This is a genomic window from Clavibacter quasicaliforniensis (assembly GCF_051201715.1).
GTDB classification, from domain to species: Bacteria; Actinomycetota; Actinomycetes; order Actinomycetales; family Microbacteriaceae; genus Clavibacter; species Clavibacter seminis.
Genome location: NZ_CP139624.1, coordinates 951,738 through 966,410, shown reverse-complemented (window position 1 = coordinate 966,410; position 14,673 = coordinate 951,738). Strand labels below are relative to the sequence as shown.

Below are 14,673 nucleotides of genomic sequence, written 5' to 3'. Positions count from 1 at the left end.
TTCGAACACACATTCGAACGGGATGCGAGCGGGCGGGCGGGATCTCGCGCCCGCCCGTCCCGTCAGTGCTGGAGCTCGAGGACCTCGGCGGTCTCCTGGATGATCTTCGGCGTCTTCTTCGGGTCGGACGCGACGAGCGTGCCGTAGTTCGGGATCATGCGCGTGAGGGGCTTCTTCCATCCCGCGATGCGGTCGGGGAAGCAGCGCTCGAGGACGTCGAGCATGATCGGGACCGCCGTGGACGCCCCGGGCGATGCGCCGAGGAGGCCGGCGATGCTGCCGTCCGCCGCCGCGACGACCTCGGTGCCGAACTGCAGCACGCCCCCCTTCTTCGCGTCCTTCTTCATGACCTGGACGCGCTGGCCGGCCGTGACCTGGTACCAGTCCTTCGGGTCGGCCGTGGGCATGAACTCGCGGAGCGCGTCGAACTTCGTCTCCTTCGAGGCGATGAGCTGGCTGACGAGGTACTTGATGAGGCTCAGGTTGTCCTTCGCGACGGCGAGCATCGGGATGATGTTGTGCGGGCGGATCGACGCGAACAGGTCGAGCAGCGAGCCCTTCTTGAGGAAGCGCGGGCTGAAGCCGGCGTAGGGCCCGAAGAGCAACGAGGTCTCGCCCCCCACCACGCGCGTGTCGAGGTGCGGCACGGACATGGGCGGCGAACCGATGGCCGCCTTGCCGTAGACCTTCGCGCGATGCTTCGCGACGATCTCGGGGTCGTCCGTGCGGAACCACTCGCCGCTGATGGGGAACCCGCCGAAGCCCTTGATCTCGGGGATGCCCGACTTCTGCAGGAGGGGCAGCGCGCCGCCGCCCGCGCCGATGAAGACGAACTTCGCATCCACCTGCACGGTCGAGCGGCCGACGTCGTTGCGGATGCGGAGGTGCCAGCTGCCGTCGGGGTTCTGCGACAGGCCGCGGACCTCGTGATTGAGGTGCAGGGCCGCGCCGTGCTCCGTGAGGTAGTCGATGAGCTTGTTGGTGAGGGCGCCGAAGTCGACGTCGGTGCCGCCCTCGAATCGCGTGGCCGCGATGACCTCGTCCTTCTCGCGCTGCAGCACGAGGAGCGGGGCCCAGGAGTGGATGACCGCGGGGTCCTCCGAGTACTCCATCGCCTCGAAGAGGGGATGGGCGCGCATCGCGTCGAAGCGACGGCGGAGGAACTCGGCGTTCTCCTTGCCGCGGACGAACGTCATGTGCGGGGTGGGGTTGATGAACTCCTTGGGCTCCGGCACGGCGCCTGCCGTGACCAGGTGCGCCCAGAACTGGCGGGAGAGCTGGAACTGCTCGTTGATGCGGGTCGCGGACCCGATCTCGATCTTCCCGTCCTTCTCCGGCGTGTAGTTCAGCTCGCAGAGGGCGGCATGGCCCGTTCCCGCGTTGTTCCACGGGTTGCTCGACTCCATGGCGACCTCGCCCAGGCGCTCGAAGATCTGGATGGTCCAGTCGGGTTCGAGCTGCTTGATGAGGGTGCCGAGCGTCGCGCTCATGATCCCGCCGCCGACGAGGACGACGTCTACCGGTTCCGCTGATTCACTCACCGGATCAGTGTACGCCCGCTCCTCGGGGCCCCCTCGGGGTCGCGGGGAGTGGTACGGGAACCCTCACGGGCGCCGGCCGGGGAGGGATCAGCGACGGGCCGCGACGACCTCGGCGATCTGCACGGCGTTGAGCGCGGCGCCCTTGCGGAGGTTGTCGTTGCTGATGAAGAGGGCGAGGCCGCGGCCCTCCGGCGCGCCCTCGTCGGCGCGGATCCGACCGACGTAGCTGGGGTCGGTGCCGGCGGCCTGGAGAGGTGTGGGGATGTCCGACAGCTCGACGCCTGGCGCGGTCGACAGGAGCTCGACGGCGCGGGCCACGCTCAGCGGCGACGCGAACTCGGCGTTGACCGAGAGCGAGTGGCCGGTGAAGACCGGGACGCGCACGCACGTGCCGCTGACGAGGAGGTCGGGCAGCCCCAGGATCTTGCGGCTCTCGTTGCGGAGCTTCTTCTCCTCGTCGGTCTCGAAGAGGCCGTCGTCGACGATGCTGCCGGCGAGCGGGATCACGTCGAACGCGATGGGGCGCTGGTACACGGCGGGCTCGGGGAGCTCGACCGCGCGGCCGTCGTGGACGAGGCGGCGGAGGGCGTCCGGGCCCGCGGCGACGGCGGCCTCGGCCTGGCCCGCGAGCTCCTCGGCGCCGACGAGGCCGGATCCGGAGACGGCCTGGTACGTGCTGACCACGAGGCGGGTGAGGCCGGCCTCCTCGTGCAGGACCTTCAGCACCGGCATCGCGGCCATGGTGGTGCAGTTCGGGTTCGCGATGATGCCGCGGCGGGCCTCGTCGATGGCCTCGGGGTTGACCTCGGAGACGACGAGCGGGACCTCGGGGTCCATGCGCCAGGCGCTCGAGTTGTCGATGACGAGCACGCCCGCCTCGGCGAAGCGCGGCGCCTGGGCGCGCGACGTGGTGGCGCCCGCGGAGAAGAGCGCGATGTCGAGACCGGTGGGATCGGCGGTGGCCGCGTCCTCCACGATGACGGCGCGTCCGGCGAACGGCAACGTCGTGCCGGCGGAGCGCGCGGAGGCGAAGAAGCGGATCTCCGCGATCGGGAACGCGCGCTCCTCCAGCAGGCGGCGCATGACGGCGCCGACCTGGCCGGTGGCGCCGACGACGCCGACGCGGAGGCCGGGGGTCTCCTGAGCGGGGGCGGTGGATCCGGCGGGTGCGGTGTCGGTCACGGGTGGCTCCTCCTGCGGTGCGCGGGCGTGCGGGTCGGACGTGCGGATCGGGCGGGTGCGGCTCAGCGGCCGGTGCCGGCGTGGACGACGGCGACGTCGTCCGCGTCGAGCCCGAACGCGTGGTGGACGACGCGCACGGCCTCGTCGATGGTGTCGGCGCGGGTGACGACCGAGATGCGGATCTCGCTGGTGGAGATCATCTCGATGTTGATGCCCGCGTCGGACAGCGCCGTGAAGAGCTGCGCCGAGACGCCCGCGTTCGTGCGCATGCCGGCCCCGACGAGCGCGAGCTTGCCGATCTGGTCGTCGTGCTGGAGGCCGGTGAAGCCGACCTCGTCCTTCTCGGCGGCGAGGACCGTGAGGACGCGCTGCGCGTCCGACTTCGGCAGCGTGAACGAGATGTCGGTGAGGCTCGTGGCGGCGGCCGACACGTTCTGCACGATCATGTCGATGTTCGCGCCGGTCTTGGCGACGATGGTGAAGATCTGCGCGGCCTTGCCCGGGACGTCGGGGACGCCGACCACCGTGACCTTGGCCTCGCTGAGGTCGGCGGCGACACCGACGATGACGGGCTCTTCCACATTCTCTCCATCCGTGGGGTTGTAGACGATGGTGCCCTCGTTGTGCGTGAACGAGGAGCGGACGTGCAGCAGGACGCCGTGCCGTCGGGCGTACTCGACGGCGCGGATGTACAGGACCTTCGCGCCGGACGCCGCGAGCTCCAGCATCTCCTCGCTCGTGATCCGGTCGATCTTGCGGGCGAGGGGCACGACGCGCGGGTCGGCCGTGAAGATGCCGTCGACGTCGGTGTAGATCTCGCAGACGTCGGCGCCGAGCGCCGCGGCGAGCGCGACCGCCGTGGTGTCGGATCCGCCGCGGCCGAGCGTGGTGATGTCGCCCGTGCCGCGGTTGAAGCCCTGGAAGCCCGCGACGATGGCGATGGCGCCCTCGCCGAGCGCGTCGCGGACGCGGCCGGGCGTGACGTCGACGATGCGGGCCGCGCCGTGCTGCGCGTCGGTGATCATTCCGGCCTGGCTGCCGGTGAAGGAGCGCGCGTCGTAGCCCATGCTCTTGATGGCCATGGCGAGCAGCGCCATGGAGATGCGCTCGCCCGCGGTGAGGAGCATGTCGAGCTCGCGCGGCGCGGGGATGGGCGTGACCTCGTGGGCCAGGTCGAGCAGCTCGTCCGTGGAGTCGCCCATGGCGGAGACGGCGACGACCACGTCGTTGCCGGCCTTGCGGGTGGCGACGATGCGCTTCGCGACGCGCTTGATGCTCTCGGCGTCGGCCACCGACGATCCGCCGAACTTCTGCACGATGAGGCTCACGGGCGACTCCTGGGGTTCGGGTGGGCGCGGGCGGCCCGGATGACGATTCTAGGGCGGAGGTCCCCGTGGGCCCGCCGTGTGACGGCGCGGACGCGGCGGTCCGCCGGGGTCACTCCCCCACGAGGCGCCGGCCCTCGAAGGCCCGGCCGAGGGTGACCTCGTCGGCGTACTCGAGGTCGCCGCCGACGGGGAGGCCGGAGGCGAGGCGCGTGACGCGGATGTCGAAGGTGGAGAGCAGCCGCGAGAGGTAGGTGGCGGTCGCCTCGCCCTCCAGGTTCGGATCGGTGGCGATGATGACCTCGGTGACCGTGGCGTCGGCGAGGCGCTGCATGAGCTGTCGGATGCGGAGGTCGTCCGGCCCGATGCCGTCGATGGGGCTGATGGCCCCGCCGAGCACATGGTAGAGCCCGCGGAACTCGCGCGTGCGCTCGATGGCGACGACGTCCTTCGCCTCCTCGACCACGCAGATGGTGGCGGGGCTGCGGCGGGGATCCCGGCAGATGCCGCAGGTCTCCTCCTCGCTGACGTTGCCGCAGATGGCGCAGAAGCGCACCTTGTCGCGGACCACAGTGAGCACCTCGGCCAGGCGCGAGACGTCGAACGTCTCGGTCTGCAGGATGTGGAACGCGATGCGCTGGGCGGACTTCGGGCCGATGCCCGGCAGACGGCCGAGCTCGTCGATGAGCTCCTGGACGATTCCCTCGTACATGCGGCGCTAGTCCTGACCTGTGGGGCGGATTGTGGGGCGGGCCTTGCGCTCGACGGGCTTCTCCTCGATGAAGGTCGCCTGGAGGAGCTCGCGGACGACGGACTCGCCGTAGCGCTGGGGCGCGGCGGACGCGGACGCGGCCGGGGCGGCGGCGGCGGGCGTGTCCGGCCGTGGAGCGGATCCGGACGCCGCGGCGGGCTGCTGCTGCACGGGCACGGATCGGGCCACGGGCGGGGCCGAGTCCGGAGAGGCACCGCCGGTGGCCCAGCCGGGCTCGGCGGGGCCGAACACGTCGGGCTCGGGCTCCTCGAAGTCGGGGACGTGCGCGTCGGGCACGACCGACGATCCGCGGGCGGGCGCGCTCGGAGCCGTGGCGCGCGGGGCGGCCGCCGGTGCCGTCGGCGGTACCGCGGGGGCCGCGGGGGCGGACCGCTCGGGGCGGGAGGCGGGCGCCCGGACGGCGGGGGCCTCGGATGCGCCGGGATCGGACGTGGGGATGGCCACGGTGGCCCAGCCGCCGCCTGCCGGCGTGGTCTTCGCGGGCGGTGACTTCGCCGCTGGGGTCGTCACCGCGGGTGACGACGACGCGGTCGACGCCGTCGGGCTGGTCGGAGCGGACGTCGTGGTGGCGCTCCCGCCCTTCGATCGCGCGCTGGTCGACGTGGCGGGGGACGCCGCCGGTCGGGAGGCCTCGGGCGCGGGCGACGCGGATCCGCCGCCGGTGGGAGCGGGCGGGCCGGTGGGAGCGCCGGTGCCCCCGTGCGGCTCGACGCGGGCGATGAACTTCACGCGGATGCCGAGCACGTCGAGGATGGCGGTGCGCAGGATGTCGCTGACGCCCTGGCCTGGAGCGCCGCGCTCCTTGAACCTCTCCGCGTCGTTCGCGCTGACGAAGGACAGCGTGAGCACGTCGCCCGCGAGGGCGCGCGGTGTGGCCGTGACGGCGACGAGCCAGGCGCTGCGCTTGGCCTTCTCGACCGCCTCGACGACCGACGGCCAGGAGTCGCGCAGCTGCTCGAAGGTGACGGGGCCGACGGGTGCGGCGGGCGCGGAGGGTGCGGTCGCCGCCGGCGCCTCCGCCGTCGGTGCGCTCGTGCCGGACGAGGACGCGGAGGGCTCGTCGGGAGCGGATGCGGCCGGTGCCGACGTGCCGGTCTCGGTGGGCTTCGCGTCGGGGGCCGGATCCGCAGCCGCGACCGGTGCGGGCGTGGCGACCGGTGCGGGCGTGGCGGCGGGAGCCGGCTTGGCGGCAGGCGTGGGAGCCGCTGCGGGAGCGGGAGCGGGCGTCGTGACGGGTGCGACCGCGGCGGGCGCCGGATCCGCCCCCGCGTCGGCCACGCCGACCCGGCGCTCGAGGCGCTCGACCCGCGCGAGGGCGCCGCGGTGCGTGTCGTCGCTCGCGGGCACGAGCACGCGCGCGACCAGGAGCTCGAGGTGGAGGCGCGGCGATGTCGCGCCGGTCATCTCGGTGAGGGCGGCGTTGACCACGTCCGCGGCGCGCGACAGCTCGACGGCGCCGAAGGCGACGGCCTGCGCGCGCATGCGCTCGAGCTCGTCCTCCGGGGTGCCGCGCAGCACGGCCGCGGCGCCCTCGGCGGATGTGGCGCCCACGATGATGAGGTCTCGAAGTCGTTCGAGGAGGTCCTCCACGAAGCGGCGCGGATCCTGGCCGGTCTGGATGACCCGGTCCACCCCCGCGAACGCCGCGGCCGCGTCGTGCCGGGCGACCGCGTCGATGACCTCGTCGAGCAGGGCCGCGTGCGTGTAGCCGAGGAGGGCGACGGCGCGCTCGTACTCCACGCTCTCGTCCTCCGACCCGGCTATGAGCTGGTCGAGCAGGGAGAGGGTGTCGCGCACGGATCCGCCGCCGGCGCGGACCACGAGCGGCAGGACGCCGGGCGCCACCTGCACGCTCTCCTCGCGGGAGAGGTGCTCCACGTAGTCGAGCATTTGGGCGGGCGGCACGAGCCGGAACGGGTAGTGGTGCGTGCGCGAGCGGATGGTGCCGATGACCTTGTCGGGCTCGGTCGTGGCGAAGATGAACTTAACGTGCTCCGGCGGCTCCTCCACGATCTTCAGCAGCGCGTTGAAGCCCTGCGGCGTGACCATGTGGGCCTCGTCGAGGATGAAGATCTTGTAGCGGTCGCGGGCCGGGGCGAAGACCGCGCGCTCGCGGATGTCGCGCGCGTCGTCGACGCCGTTGTGGCTCGCGGCGTCGATCTCGACCACGTCGAGGGATCCGCTGCCGTCGCGGCTGAGCTCGACGCAGCTGGGGCAGACGCCGCACGGGGTGTCGGTGGGGCCCTCTGCGCAGTTGAGGCAGCGGGCGAGGATGCGGGCCGACGTGGTCTTGCCGCAACCGCGCGGGCCGCTGAACAGGTACGCGTGGTTGACGCGGTTGGTGCGGAGGGCGGTGCGCAGCGGATCCGTCACCTGCGTCTGGCCGATGAGCTCGGCGAAGTTCTCTGGCCGATAACGGCGATACAGGGCGGTGACCACAGCCCGAGGATACCGGGCACCCCCGACCATCCGGCCGCCGTCGGTCAGCTCTCCGCGGGGACCTCGGCCGGCGCGGCTGGGGAGGAGCGGCGCTCGCGCAGCTCGCGGAGCCGGCCGGGCGCCTCCTCGCGGACGCGGCGGGCGAGCGCGAGCCCCTCGCGCCAGGTCGCGTCGCGGATGAAGAGGAAGTCGAGCGCGATCATCGCGAGCGAGAAGGGCCAGAGGCCGAGCAGGATCCCGATCATCACGTGCATGCCCGTGATGACCACGAGCGCGACGACGCGGGTGGGCCGCCACAGGATGAGCAGCGGGAACAGGCCCTGGAACGCGACCGCGAGGAAGCTCGCGAGCACCACGCCGACGCTCGCCTGGGCGAGTGCGTCGCTGAGCCACGGCCACGGCCGATAGCCCTCGATCACCAGCGAGTAGTAGGTCGCGGATCCGTCGCGCCACTCCGGCCCCTGCAGCTTGAGGATCGCGGAGTTCACGTACACGAGCATGATCTGGTACGCGCAGAGCACCAGCGCCGTGTTGTGCAGGAGCACGCGCACGAGCCGCGGGATCCGATCGACGAGCGACCGCACCGCATCGACGTGGCGACCCGGTGATCGGCGGGGCGCGCCCGCCTCGAGCTCGCGGCGCCGCCGGACCGCGTCCAGCGACACGTGCCGCGACAGGTCGGCGAAGAGCACGAAGAAGAGGGTGATGCGCAGGACCGTGTCGCCGCCGTTCGTGAGCAGCGTGCTGTTGGTCGACAGGCCGATCCAGAAGAGGAGGAGGAACGGGGTGAAGATGCGCGTGCGCCAGCCGAGCGTGAACAGCGCGGCCAGCACCACGAGCACCAGGTAGGCGAGGTCGAAGAGCGTGGCGTCGGTCTTGGAGAAGAGGCCCGTGAAGAGCGGGAGCCAGCCGCGGCGGGACGCCTCGGGGTCGATGAAGCGGGATCCGACGCCCCACAGGTAGTGGCGGTCGGCGAAGCAGGTGACGAGCACCATCAGGATCACGGCGCCGAGGGTGATGCGGAGCGCCGCGAAGCTGTAGGTGGCGTGCTCGCGCTCGGTCATCCAGGTCGCGACGCCGCGGGGCCAGCCGCGCGGATCCCGGAGCGCGGTGAGGAGCTCCCGGTCCTGCAGCAGCCGGCGGACGCGGGCGGCGCGGGCGCTGGGGACGGCGCGCGCCGTCCGGGTGCGACCCGCCCAGGATCCCGCCGCCGCGGCCTTCGGGGTGGACGTGGGCTCGTGCGTCCTCGCGCTCATCGTGCGTACCTCTCCACGATCCCCTGGTAGACGCTGAGCGCCTGGGGGTCGATCACGTCGTCGGCCTCGCGCCACCCGAAGGTGCGCGTGGAGGGGGCGAACTGCTGCTGGTCGTTCGCCCGGTGGGCGAAGTCGTTCGGCCGCTCGGTCACCACGCGCCAGCGGACGCGCTCGATGTCGCGGCCGAACCAGGCCGTGGACCAGTAGGTCGTGAACTCCTTGAGCACGTAGTCGGCGCGGAGCATCGTGATCACGCGGCCGCGGCTCCCCTCGTCGAGCGCGGAGAGCTGGTCGATGAGGGAGACGGCCGTCTTGGCCGCGAACCCGGAGTCGGTGTCCGCGCGGCGGATGAAGGTGTCCTGCACGATCACCTGCTGCTCGGGCGTGAGCCCGCGGAAGCGCTCCGTGTAGGTCTTGAGCAGGTTCGCGCTCTGCTTCACGGTGCGCGAGGACTGGATCCGCCCCTCCCCCGCCTCGTACTCGGCGCGCGTGATGTCCACCCACTCGCTCTTCACGAGGGCGCCCGAGTCGTCGCGCCACTGGGCCTGCATCTCGAGGTAGCGGTTCGTCTTCTGGATCGAGGGGGCGAACACGTTCCACTGCTGGCTGAAGTAGGGGCGCGCGGCGGCGGTGAGCGCGCGGGTGGCGCCGCTCTGCGGGACGACCATGAGGATCGAGGTGGCCACGTAGACCACGACGACGAAGGCCGCGATGGCCGTGCCGATGCGGGCGGCGCGCGTGAGGCCGGGCGGCGCGGGATCCGCGGGCGGGGAGGGATCGACGGTCGGCGGCGTGGACGGAGTGGCGTCGTCGTCTGCGCCGGGGATGACGTCGGCGTCGACGTCCGGGTCGTGGTGGGTCGTGTCGGTCATCGTGAGCCGTCCCCCTCGTGCGTCGGGTGGGTCTTCGTGGTGCGGGTCGTGCTGGTCGTGCTGGTCGCGCGGGTCGTGCTTGTCGTGCGGAGGGCCCCGGAAGCGGATCCGGCGGGCGGCCCGGCTCTCGCCGGACCGCCCGCCCTCCTCGCGCTCAGCTCGAGCGGATCACGCCCGTCGGCTGCGGCCTCGGTGCAGTGCACCGGCGCCGGTCAGCATCATCAGGAGCGCGATGCCGCCGAGCAGCAGCATCCCGTCGCCGTCGCCTCCGGTGACCGGGAGGATCCCGCCGCCGTAGCCGCCGCCGTAGCCGCCGCCGTTGATCGGGGTGCCAGGCCCGCCCGCCGGGACGGTGGATCCCACCACGCGGAACCGCGTGATCATCTCCTCCGCCATGCCCGAGTCGACCCCGACGACCTCGACCCGGTGGTCCCCGAGCTCGAAGTCCGGACCGATCTCGAACATGAACGTCGCACGTCCATCGGCATCCGCGATCATCGGCGTCAGCGGCTTCGGCGTGGAGAACACCGTCGCGTTGAGAGTCTCGCCGGGGAGGAAGCCGGAGGCGTCGACCATCTGCATCGAACCGCTCCCGCGGACGATCTCCGTGAAGCGGACGACCGCCCGGGTGGGGGCGTCGCTGCCGTCGGTGGATCCGTCGGTCGCGTCGGCGGCGTCCGTGGCGTCAGCCGCGTCGGTACCGGCAGCGTCCGTCGCGTCCGTGCCAGCGGCATCGGTCGCGTCCGTACCGGCAGCGTCCGTCGCGTCCGTGCCAGCGGCATCGGTCGCGTCCGTACCGGCAGCGTCCGTCGCGTCCGTGCCAGCGGCGTCAGCCGCGTCAGCAGCGTCGGTACCAGCCGCGTCAGCAGCGTCGGTGCCAGCAGCATCGGTCGCGTCAGCGCCGGCAGCATCCGTCGCATCGGTGCCGGCAGCGTCGGTCGCGTCGGTGCCAGCAGCATCCGTCGCATCCGTGCCAGCGGCGTCGGTCGCGTCGGTGCCAGCAGCATCCGTCGCATCGGTACCAGCAGCATCCGTCGCATCGGTACCAGCGGCGTCAGCCGCGTCGGTACCAGCAGCATCCGTCGCATCCGTGTCAGCAGCATCCGTCGCATCCGTGCCTGCAGCGTCGGTCGCGTCAGTGCCTGCAGCGTCGGTCGCGTCAGTGCCAGCGGCATCCGTCGCGTCGGTGCCAGCAGCATCCGTCGCGTCGGTGCCAGCGGCATCGGCCGCATCCGTGCCAGCAGCATCGGTCGCATCGGTGCCAGCAGCATCAGCCGCGTCAGCGCCAGCAGCATCAGCCGCGTCCGCACCGGCAGCGTCCGTCGCGTCCGTGCCAGCAGCGTCGGTCGCGTCCGCACCGGCAGCGTCCGTCGCGTCCGTGCCAGCAGCGTCGGTCGCGTCCGCACCGGCAGCGTCCGTCGCGTCGGTGCCAGCGGCATCGGTCGCGTCAGTGCCAGCAGCATCCGTCGCATCCGTGCCAGCAGCGTCGGTCGCGTCGGTACCAGCGGCATCGGTCGCGTCGGTGCCAGCAGCATCCGTCGCATCCGCACCAGCGGCATCGGTCGCGTCAGTGCCAGCAGCATCCGTCGCGTCGGTGCCAGCAGCATCCGTCGCATCCGTGCCAGCAGCGTCGGTCGCGTCCGTTCCAGCGGCATCCGTCGCGTCGGTGCCAGCAGCATCCGTCGCATCCGTGCCAGCAGCGTCGGTCGCGTCAGTGCCAGCAGCGTCGGTCGCGTCCGTACCAGCGGCATCCGTCGCGTCCGTACCAGCAGCATCCGTCGCGTCCGTACCAGCAGCATCCGTCGCATCCGTGCCGGCAGCGTCAGCAGCACCATCGGTGCCGTCGGTGCCGTCGCCGTCCACGTCGATGGCCGCCGCCTGGTCGGAGTCGACCCCCTCCTCGCCGTCCACGCCGACGTCGAACTCGACCGTATCGTCGCCGGCAGGAGCGCCGCCGATGGTCTGGGTCGCGATCGCCTCATAGGATCCGCGCTCCAGGCCGAAGAACGTCACCGAGTAGTTCCCGTCCTCGTCCACCTCCGTGATGATCGGGTCGAGCCCCACGATGGAGACCGTCACCGTCCCCAGCGGGTCGGCCGTGCCGGAGATGGGCACGTCCCGGGTGGTCGCCCCGCCGTTGAGCGGGAAGGTCTGGAAGTCGAACGGCGACTCGATGACCACCGGCACGCCGATCGTGAACGTCACGGTGTCGGTGCCGACGGCGACGCCGCCGATCGTCTGCGTGACGGTGCCCGTGTAGGTGCCCGAGGGCAGGGCGGGCGTCGTCAGCGTGAAGTCGCCGTCGTCGTCCACCTCGGCCGGACCGGTCGTCACGTCGCCGACCGTCAGGGTGACGGTGGCGTCGGGGTCAGCCGTGCCCGTCACCGGGACGGCGACGGTGGTGTCCCCGTCGGGCAGCGGGATGAAGTCGCCGTCGCCGGGCGTCAGGATGACGACCTGGTCGACGCCCGCGATGGAGACGGTGAAGTCGGCCGTGTCGCTGCCCGCGAGGGTGCCGGCCACGGTCTGCGTCACGGTGACGGTGTAGCCCGCCGCCGTGAGACCGGGGAACGTCGCCTCGAAGCGCCCGTCGTCTCCGACCACCTGCGTGATCGGGGTCTGGCCCGTCACCGCGATGAGGACGGATCCGCGCGGGTCCGCGCTGCCGTTGACGGTCACGTCCACCGCGTTCCCGCCGGCCGGGACCTGGAAGTCCTGCCCGTCGGTCGGGGCGTCGATGACCACGGCCACCGCGGGCGCGACGACCGAGAAGGTCACCGTGTCCATCCCCGCGGGGACGCCGCCGATGGTCTGGGTCGCGGTGGCCGTGTAGGTGCCGACCGGGAGGTCGGCGAAAGCCACGTCGAAGATCCCGTCGTCGCCGACGAGCTCGGTCTGCGGGTCCTGTCCGGGGATGGTCACCGTCACGCTGGCACGCGGGTCGGCGGCGCCGGTCACGGGGACGTCGGCCGTCGGCACGGCGCCGGCGCTGAGGATCAGGTCGTCGTCGCCCGGCGAGGTGATGGTGATCCCGGCTGCCGGGGCGCCGACCGTGAAGGTCACCGTCTCCGTGCCGCGGGCCACGCCGTCGATCGACTGGGTGGCCGTCGCCGTGTACGTGCCGACCGGGAGGTCGGCGAACGCCACGTCGTAGCGGCCGTCCGCGCCGACCAGCTCTGTCTGCGCGGTCTGGCCGGGGATCGTCACGGTGACCGAGGCGCGCGCGTCCGCCGCGCCCTCCACGGGCACGTCGACCGTCGGGTCCGCCGCGGTGGTCAGGAAGACCTGGTTCGCGGTGGGCGTCGTGATCGTGATGTCCGTGGCGGCCGCGGCGATGGTGAAGGTCACCGTCTCGGAGCCCGCGGCCTGGCCGTCGATCGTCTGCGTGACGGTCGCGGTGTAGGTGCCGGCCGGGAGGGCAGGCGGGGTGAGCGTGTAGGTGTTCCCGGGGCCGACCGGCTGCGGTCCGACCGTCTGGCCGCCGACGGTCAGGGTGACCTCGGCGTCGGGGTCGGCGGTGCCGCTGACGGGCACGACGGCGGTCGTCTCCCCGGCGGGCAGCTCGATCACCTGGTTCGGCGTCGGCGTCGTGATGGTCACGTCGTCGGCATCAGGAGCGGCGACGGCGCGCACGGTCGAGCGGGCCAGGTCGACGGTCGGCCCGTCTCCGAGGAGCGTGACGCGCAGCGCGGTCACCGAGGAGGATCCGGCGTCCACGCCGTCCGCGTCGACGAAGGAGTCGGGCGACTGCTCGTTGACCGTGAGGCCCACCACCTGGTCGACGACCGGGAAGGCGGGAGCCAGCGTGGTGATGACCCCCGTGCTGACGCCGGTCAGCGCGGTGCCGATGGCCGGCAGCAGCGAGGTGGTGGCGTTGGAGCCGAGGAGCGCGGTGACGAGGCCGTCGAACAGTGGCGCGAGCAGCGTGAGGTCGACCGTCGCGTTGAGCGGCGGGAGCAGCGCGGTGCGCGCGAGGCTGATGGTGGGCGCCGTGCCCGTCGTGCCGCCGAGGAGGCGGTCGAGCGACAGGTTGACGTCCACGCCGAGCGTTCCCGCGTTCGCGTTGAGGACGCCCGTCGTGAGCGGGGCGGTGACCGCCACGTTCACCGTGGTGGAGGCACGCAGGGCGCTCGCCAGGCGGTTCGGCAGCACGTCCGAGAAGATGTTCGTGATCGCCGAGTCCACGGCGCCCGCGAGGAGCGCCGAGCTCAGCACCGAGGTGCCGGGCGCGCGGTCATTGAGGGCCTCGATCCGGTCGAGGTCCACCGTGATGGTGCCGGCGGACACGTCGATCGAGACCGTCCCGTCGGCGTTGGTGAGGGGCTGGGCCAGCACGGCCTGCACGACGGCGACCGTGTTGACGTTCGCCGTGGCGGTCACGGTGGGGGTCCCGACCCGGAGGGTCGAGGTCAGTACGTTCTCCCCGAGGATGCGCTGGAGGAGCGGGCCCGTGGCGGCCGAGACGTCCACCGAGCCGGCGATGCCGGGCGCGATGCCGTTCACCGCGGTGGCGAGACGCGCGGCGATCTCGGTCACGAGCGGGCTCGTGAGCACGGCTTCCGCCGACGCGATGTCGTAGTCCGAGGTCGGCGTCCCCGTGCCCGTCGACGTGACGGTGGAGGAGATGGCGCCGAAGCGCAGCGAGAGGTCGGAGAGGGTGTCCTGCGCGCCGACGGAGGCGATGGTCGAGCCGAGGTCGATGACCGTCTGCTGCCCGCCGCCCTGGCCGACCGTGATGGCCCCGCTGTCCGAGACGGCTCCGGCCGCGCCCGTGGCGCCGGCCGGTCCCGCGGACGCGTACTGCTGCAGCGCGCCGGCCGCGGCCGCCTGGTCGAGGTCGAGGAGGGATCCGAGCGTGACGCCGGCGGAGAGCTGCGCGTCCGCGAGCCCGTTCAGGACGTCCACGTCCAACGGCGCGTTCTCCACCTGCGCGGCGGTGTCGCCGGGTCCGTAGGAGGTGTACGCGCCGTCGAGGGCGAGCACCTGCGGGACGTTCGTCAGGGTCAGGAAGCGGCCTTCGGCCTCCGCCGTGTCCCCGGCTGCGGCGTTCGCGGGCGCGGTGCCCCCGAACGCGACGATCGCCGCGGCGAGCCCGAAGGCCGTCGCGGTCGCCAGCCTGCTTCTGCGGCTGGGCATGTGTAGTGCCATGTGCGTTCCCCTCGATTGCATGGCCGGCCGCGCTCGTGGGGCGCAGCCGTGCGTCCCGCGGGGCGGCCCCCACCACACCCACGGTCATCGAAGGCTCGCATCCGCTCGCGGGGCGGACAACACTGCGCGGCACTGGTG

At 72.6% G+C, this 14,673-nt stretch carries 8 protein-coding genes; all 8 read right to left on the bottom strand.

Annotation, left to right across the window (positions count from 1 at the left end; all coding sequences use genetic code 11):
* Positions 1–62 precede the first annotated feature (62 nt).
* Positions 63–1,541 carry a malate:quinone oxidoreductase gene (locus NL142_RS04680; protein ID WP_194683139.1) on the bottom strand — a complete coding sequence of 493 codons (1,479 nt, stop codon included), beginning with the start codon at positions 1,539–1,541 and terminating at the stop codon, positions 63–65.
* A gap of 87 nt (positions 1,542–1,628) precedes the next feature.
* The gene (locus tag NL142_RS04675) at positions 1,629–2,723 is read right to left on the bottom strand and encodes an aspartate-semialdehyde dehydrogenase (protein ID WP_435081157.1); all 1,095 of its coding nucleotides are present in this window, start codon (positions 2,721–2,723) and stop codon (positions 1,629–1,631) included.
* 62 nt (positions 2,724–2,785) lie between these two features.
* Positions 2,786–4,051 carry an aspartate kinase gene (locus tag NL142_RS04670; RefSeq protein WP_012037587.1) on the bottom strand — a complete coding sequence of 422 codons (1,266 nt, stop codon included), beginning with the start codon at positions 4,049–4,051 and terminating at the stop codon, positions 2,786–2,788.
* 109 nt (positions 4,052–4,160) lie between these two features.
* Complete coding sequence (recR, locus tag NL142_RS04665) at positions 4,161–4,760, bottom strand: recombination mediator RecR (protein WP_012297640.1); 600 nt, start codon at positions 4,758–4,760, stop codon at positions 4,161–4,163.
* Positions 4,761–4,766: 6 nt separating this feature from the next.
* Entirely contained in the window at positions 4,767–7,259 is a 2,493-nt protein-coding gene (locus NL142_RS04660) for a DNA polymerase III subunit gamma and tau (protein ID WP_435081156.1), read from the bottom strand.
* Positions 7,260–7,303: 44 nt separating this feature from the next.
* The gene (locus NL142_RS04655) at positions 7,304–8,515 is read right to left on the bottom strand and encodes an HTTM domain-containing protein (RefSeq protein WP_435081155.1); all 1,212 of its coding nucleotides are present in this window, start codon (positions 8,513–8,515) and stop codon (positions 7,304–7,306) included.
* Positions 8,512–9,387 (bottom strand): DUF5819 family protein, encoded by an 876-nt coding sequence (locus NL142_RS04650; protein ID WP_435081154.1) that lies wholly within the window; start codon positions 9,385–9,387, stop codon positions 8,512–8,514. The genes NL142_RS04655 and NL142_RS04650 overlap by 4 nt, the downstream gene beginning before the upstream one ends.
* 168 nt (positions 9,388–9,555) lie before the next feature.
* Positions 9,556–14,523 (bottom strand): choice-of-anchor G family protein, encoded by a 4,968-nt coding sequence (locus NL142_RS04645; RefSeq protein ID WP_435081153.1) that lies wholly within the window; start codon positions 14,521–14,523, stop codon positions 9,556–9,558.
* Positions 14,524–14,673 lie beyond the last annotated feature (150 nt).

What these genes read in the sequence shown, in the direction of transcription:
- recR (WP_012297640.1), bottom strand. Translation starts at nt 4,760, where the DNA reads ATGTACGAGGGAATCGTCCAGGAGCTCATCGACGAGCTCGGCCGTCTG.
- NL142_RS04655 (WP_435081155.1), bottom strand. Translation starts at nt 8,515, where the DNA reads ATGAGCGCGAGGACGCACGAGCCCACGTCCACCCCGAAGGCCGCGGCG.
- NL142_RS04650 (WP_435081154.1), bottom strand. Translation starts at nt 9,387, where the DNA reads ATGACCGACACGACCCACCACGACCCGGACGTCGACGCCGACGTCATC.
- NL142_RS04645 (WP_435081153.1), bottom strand. Translation starts at nt 14,523, where the DNA reads ATGCCCAGCCGCAGAAGCAGGCTGGCGACCGCGACGGCCTTCGGGCTC.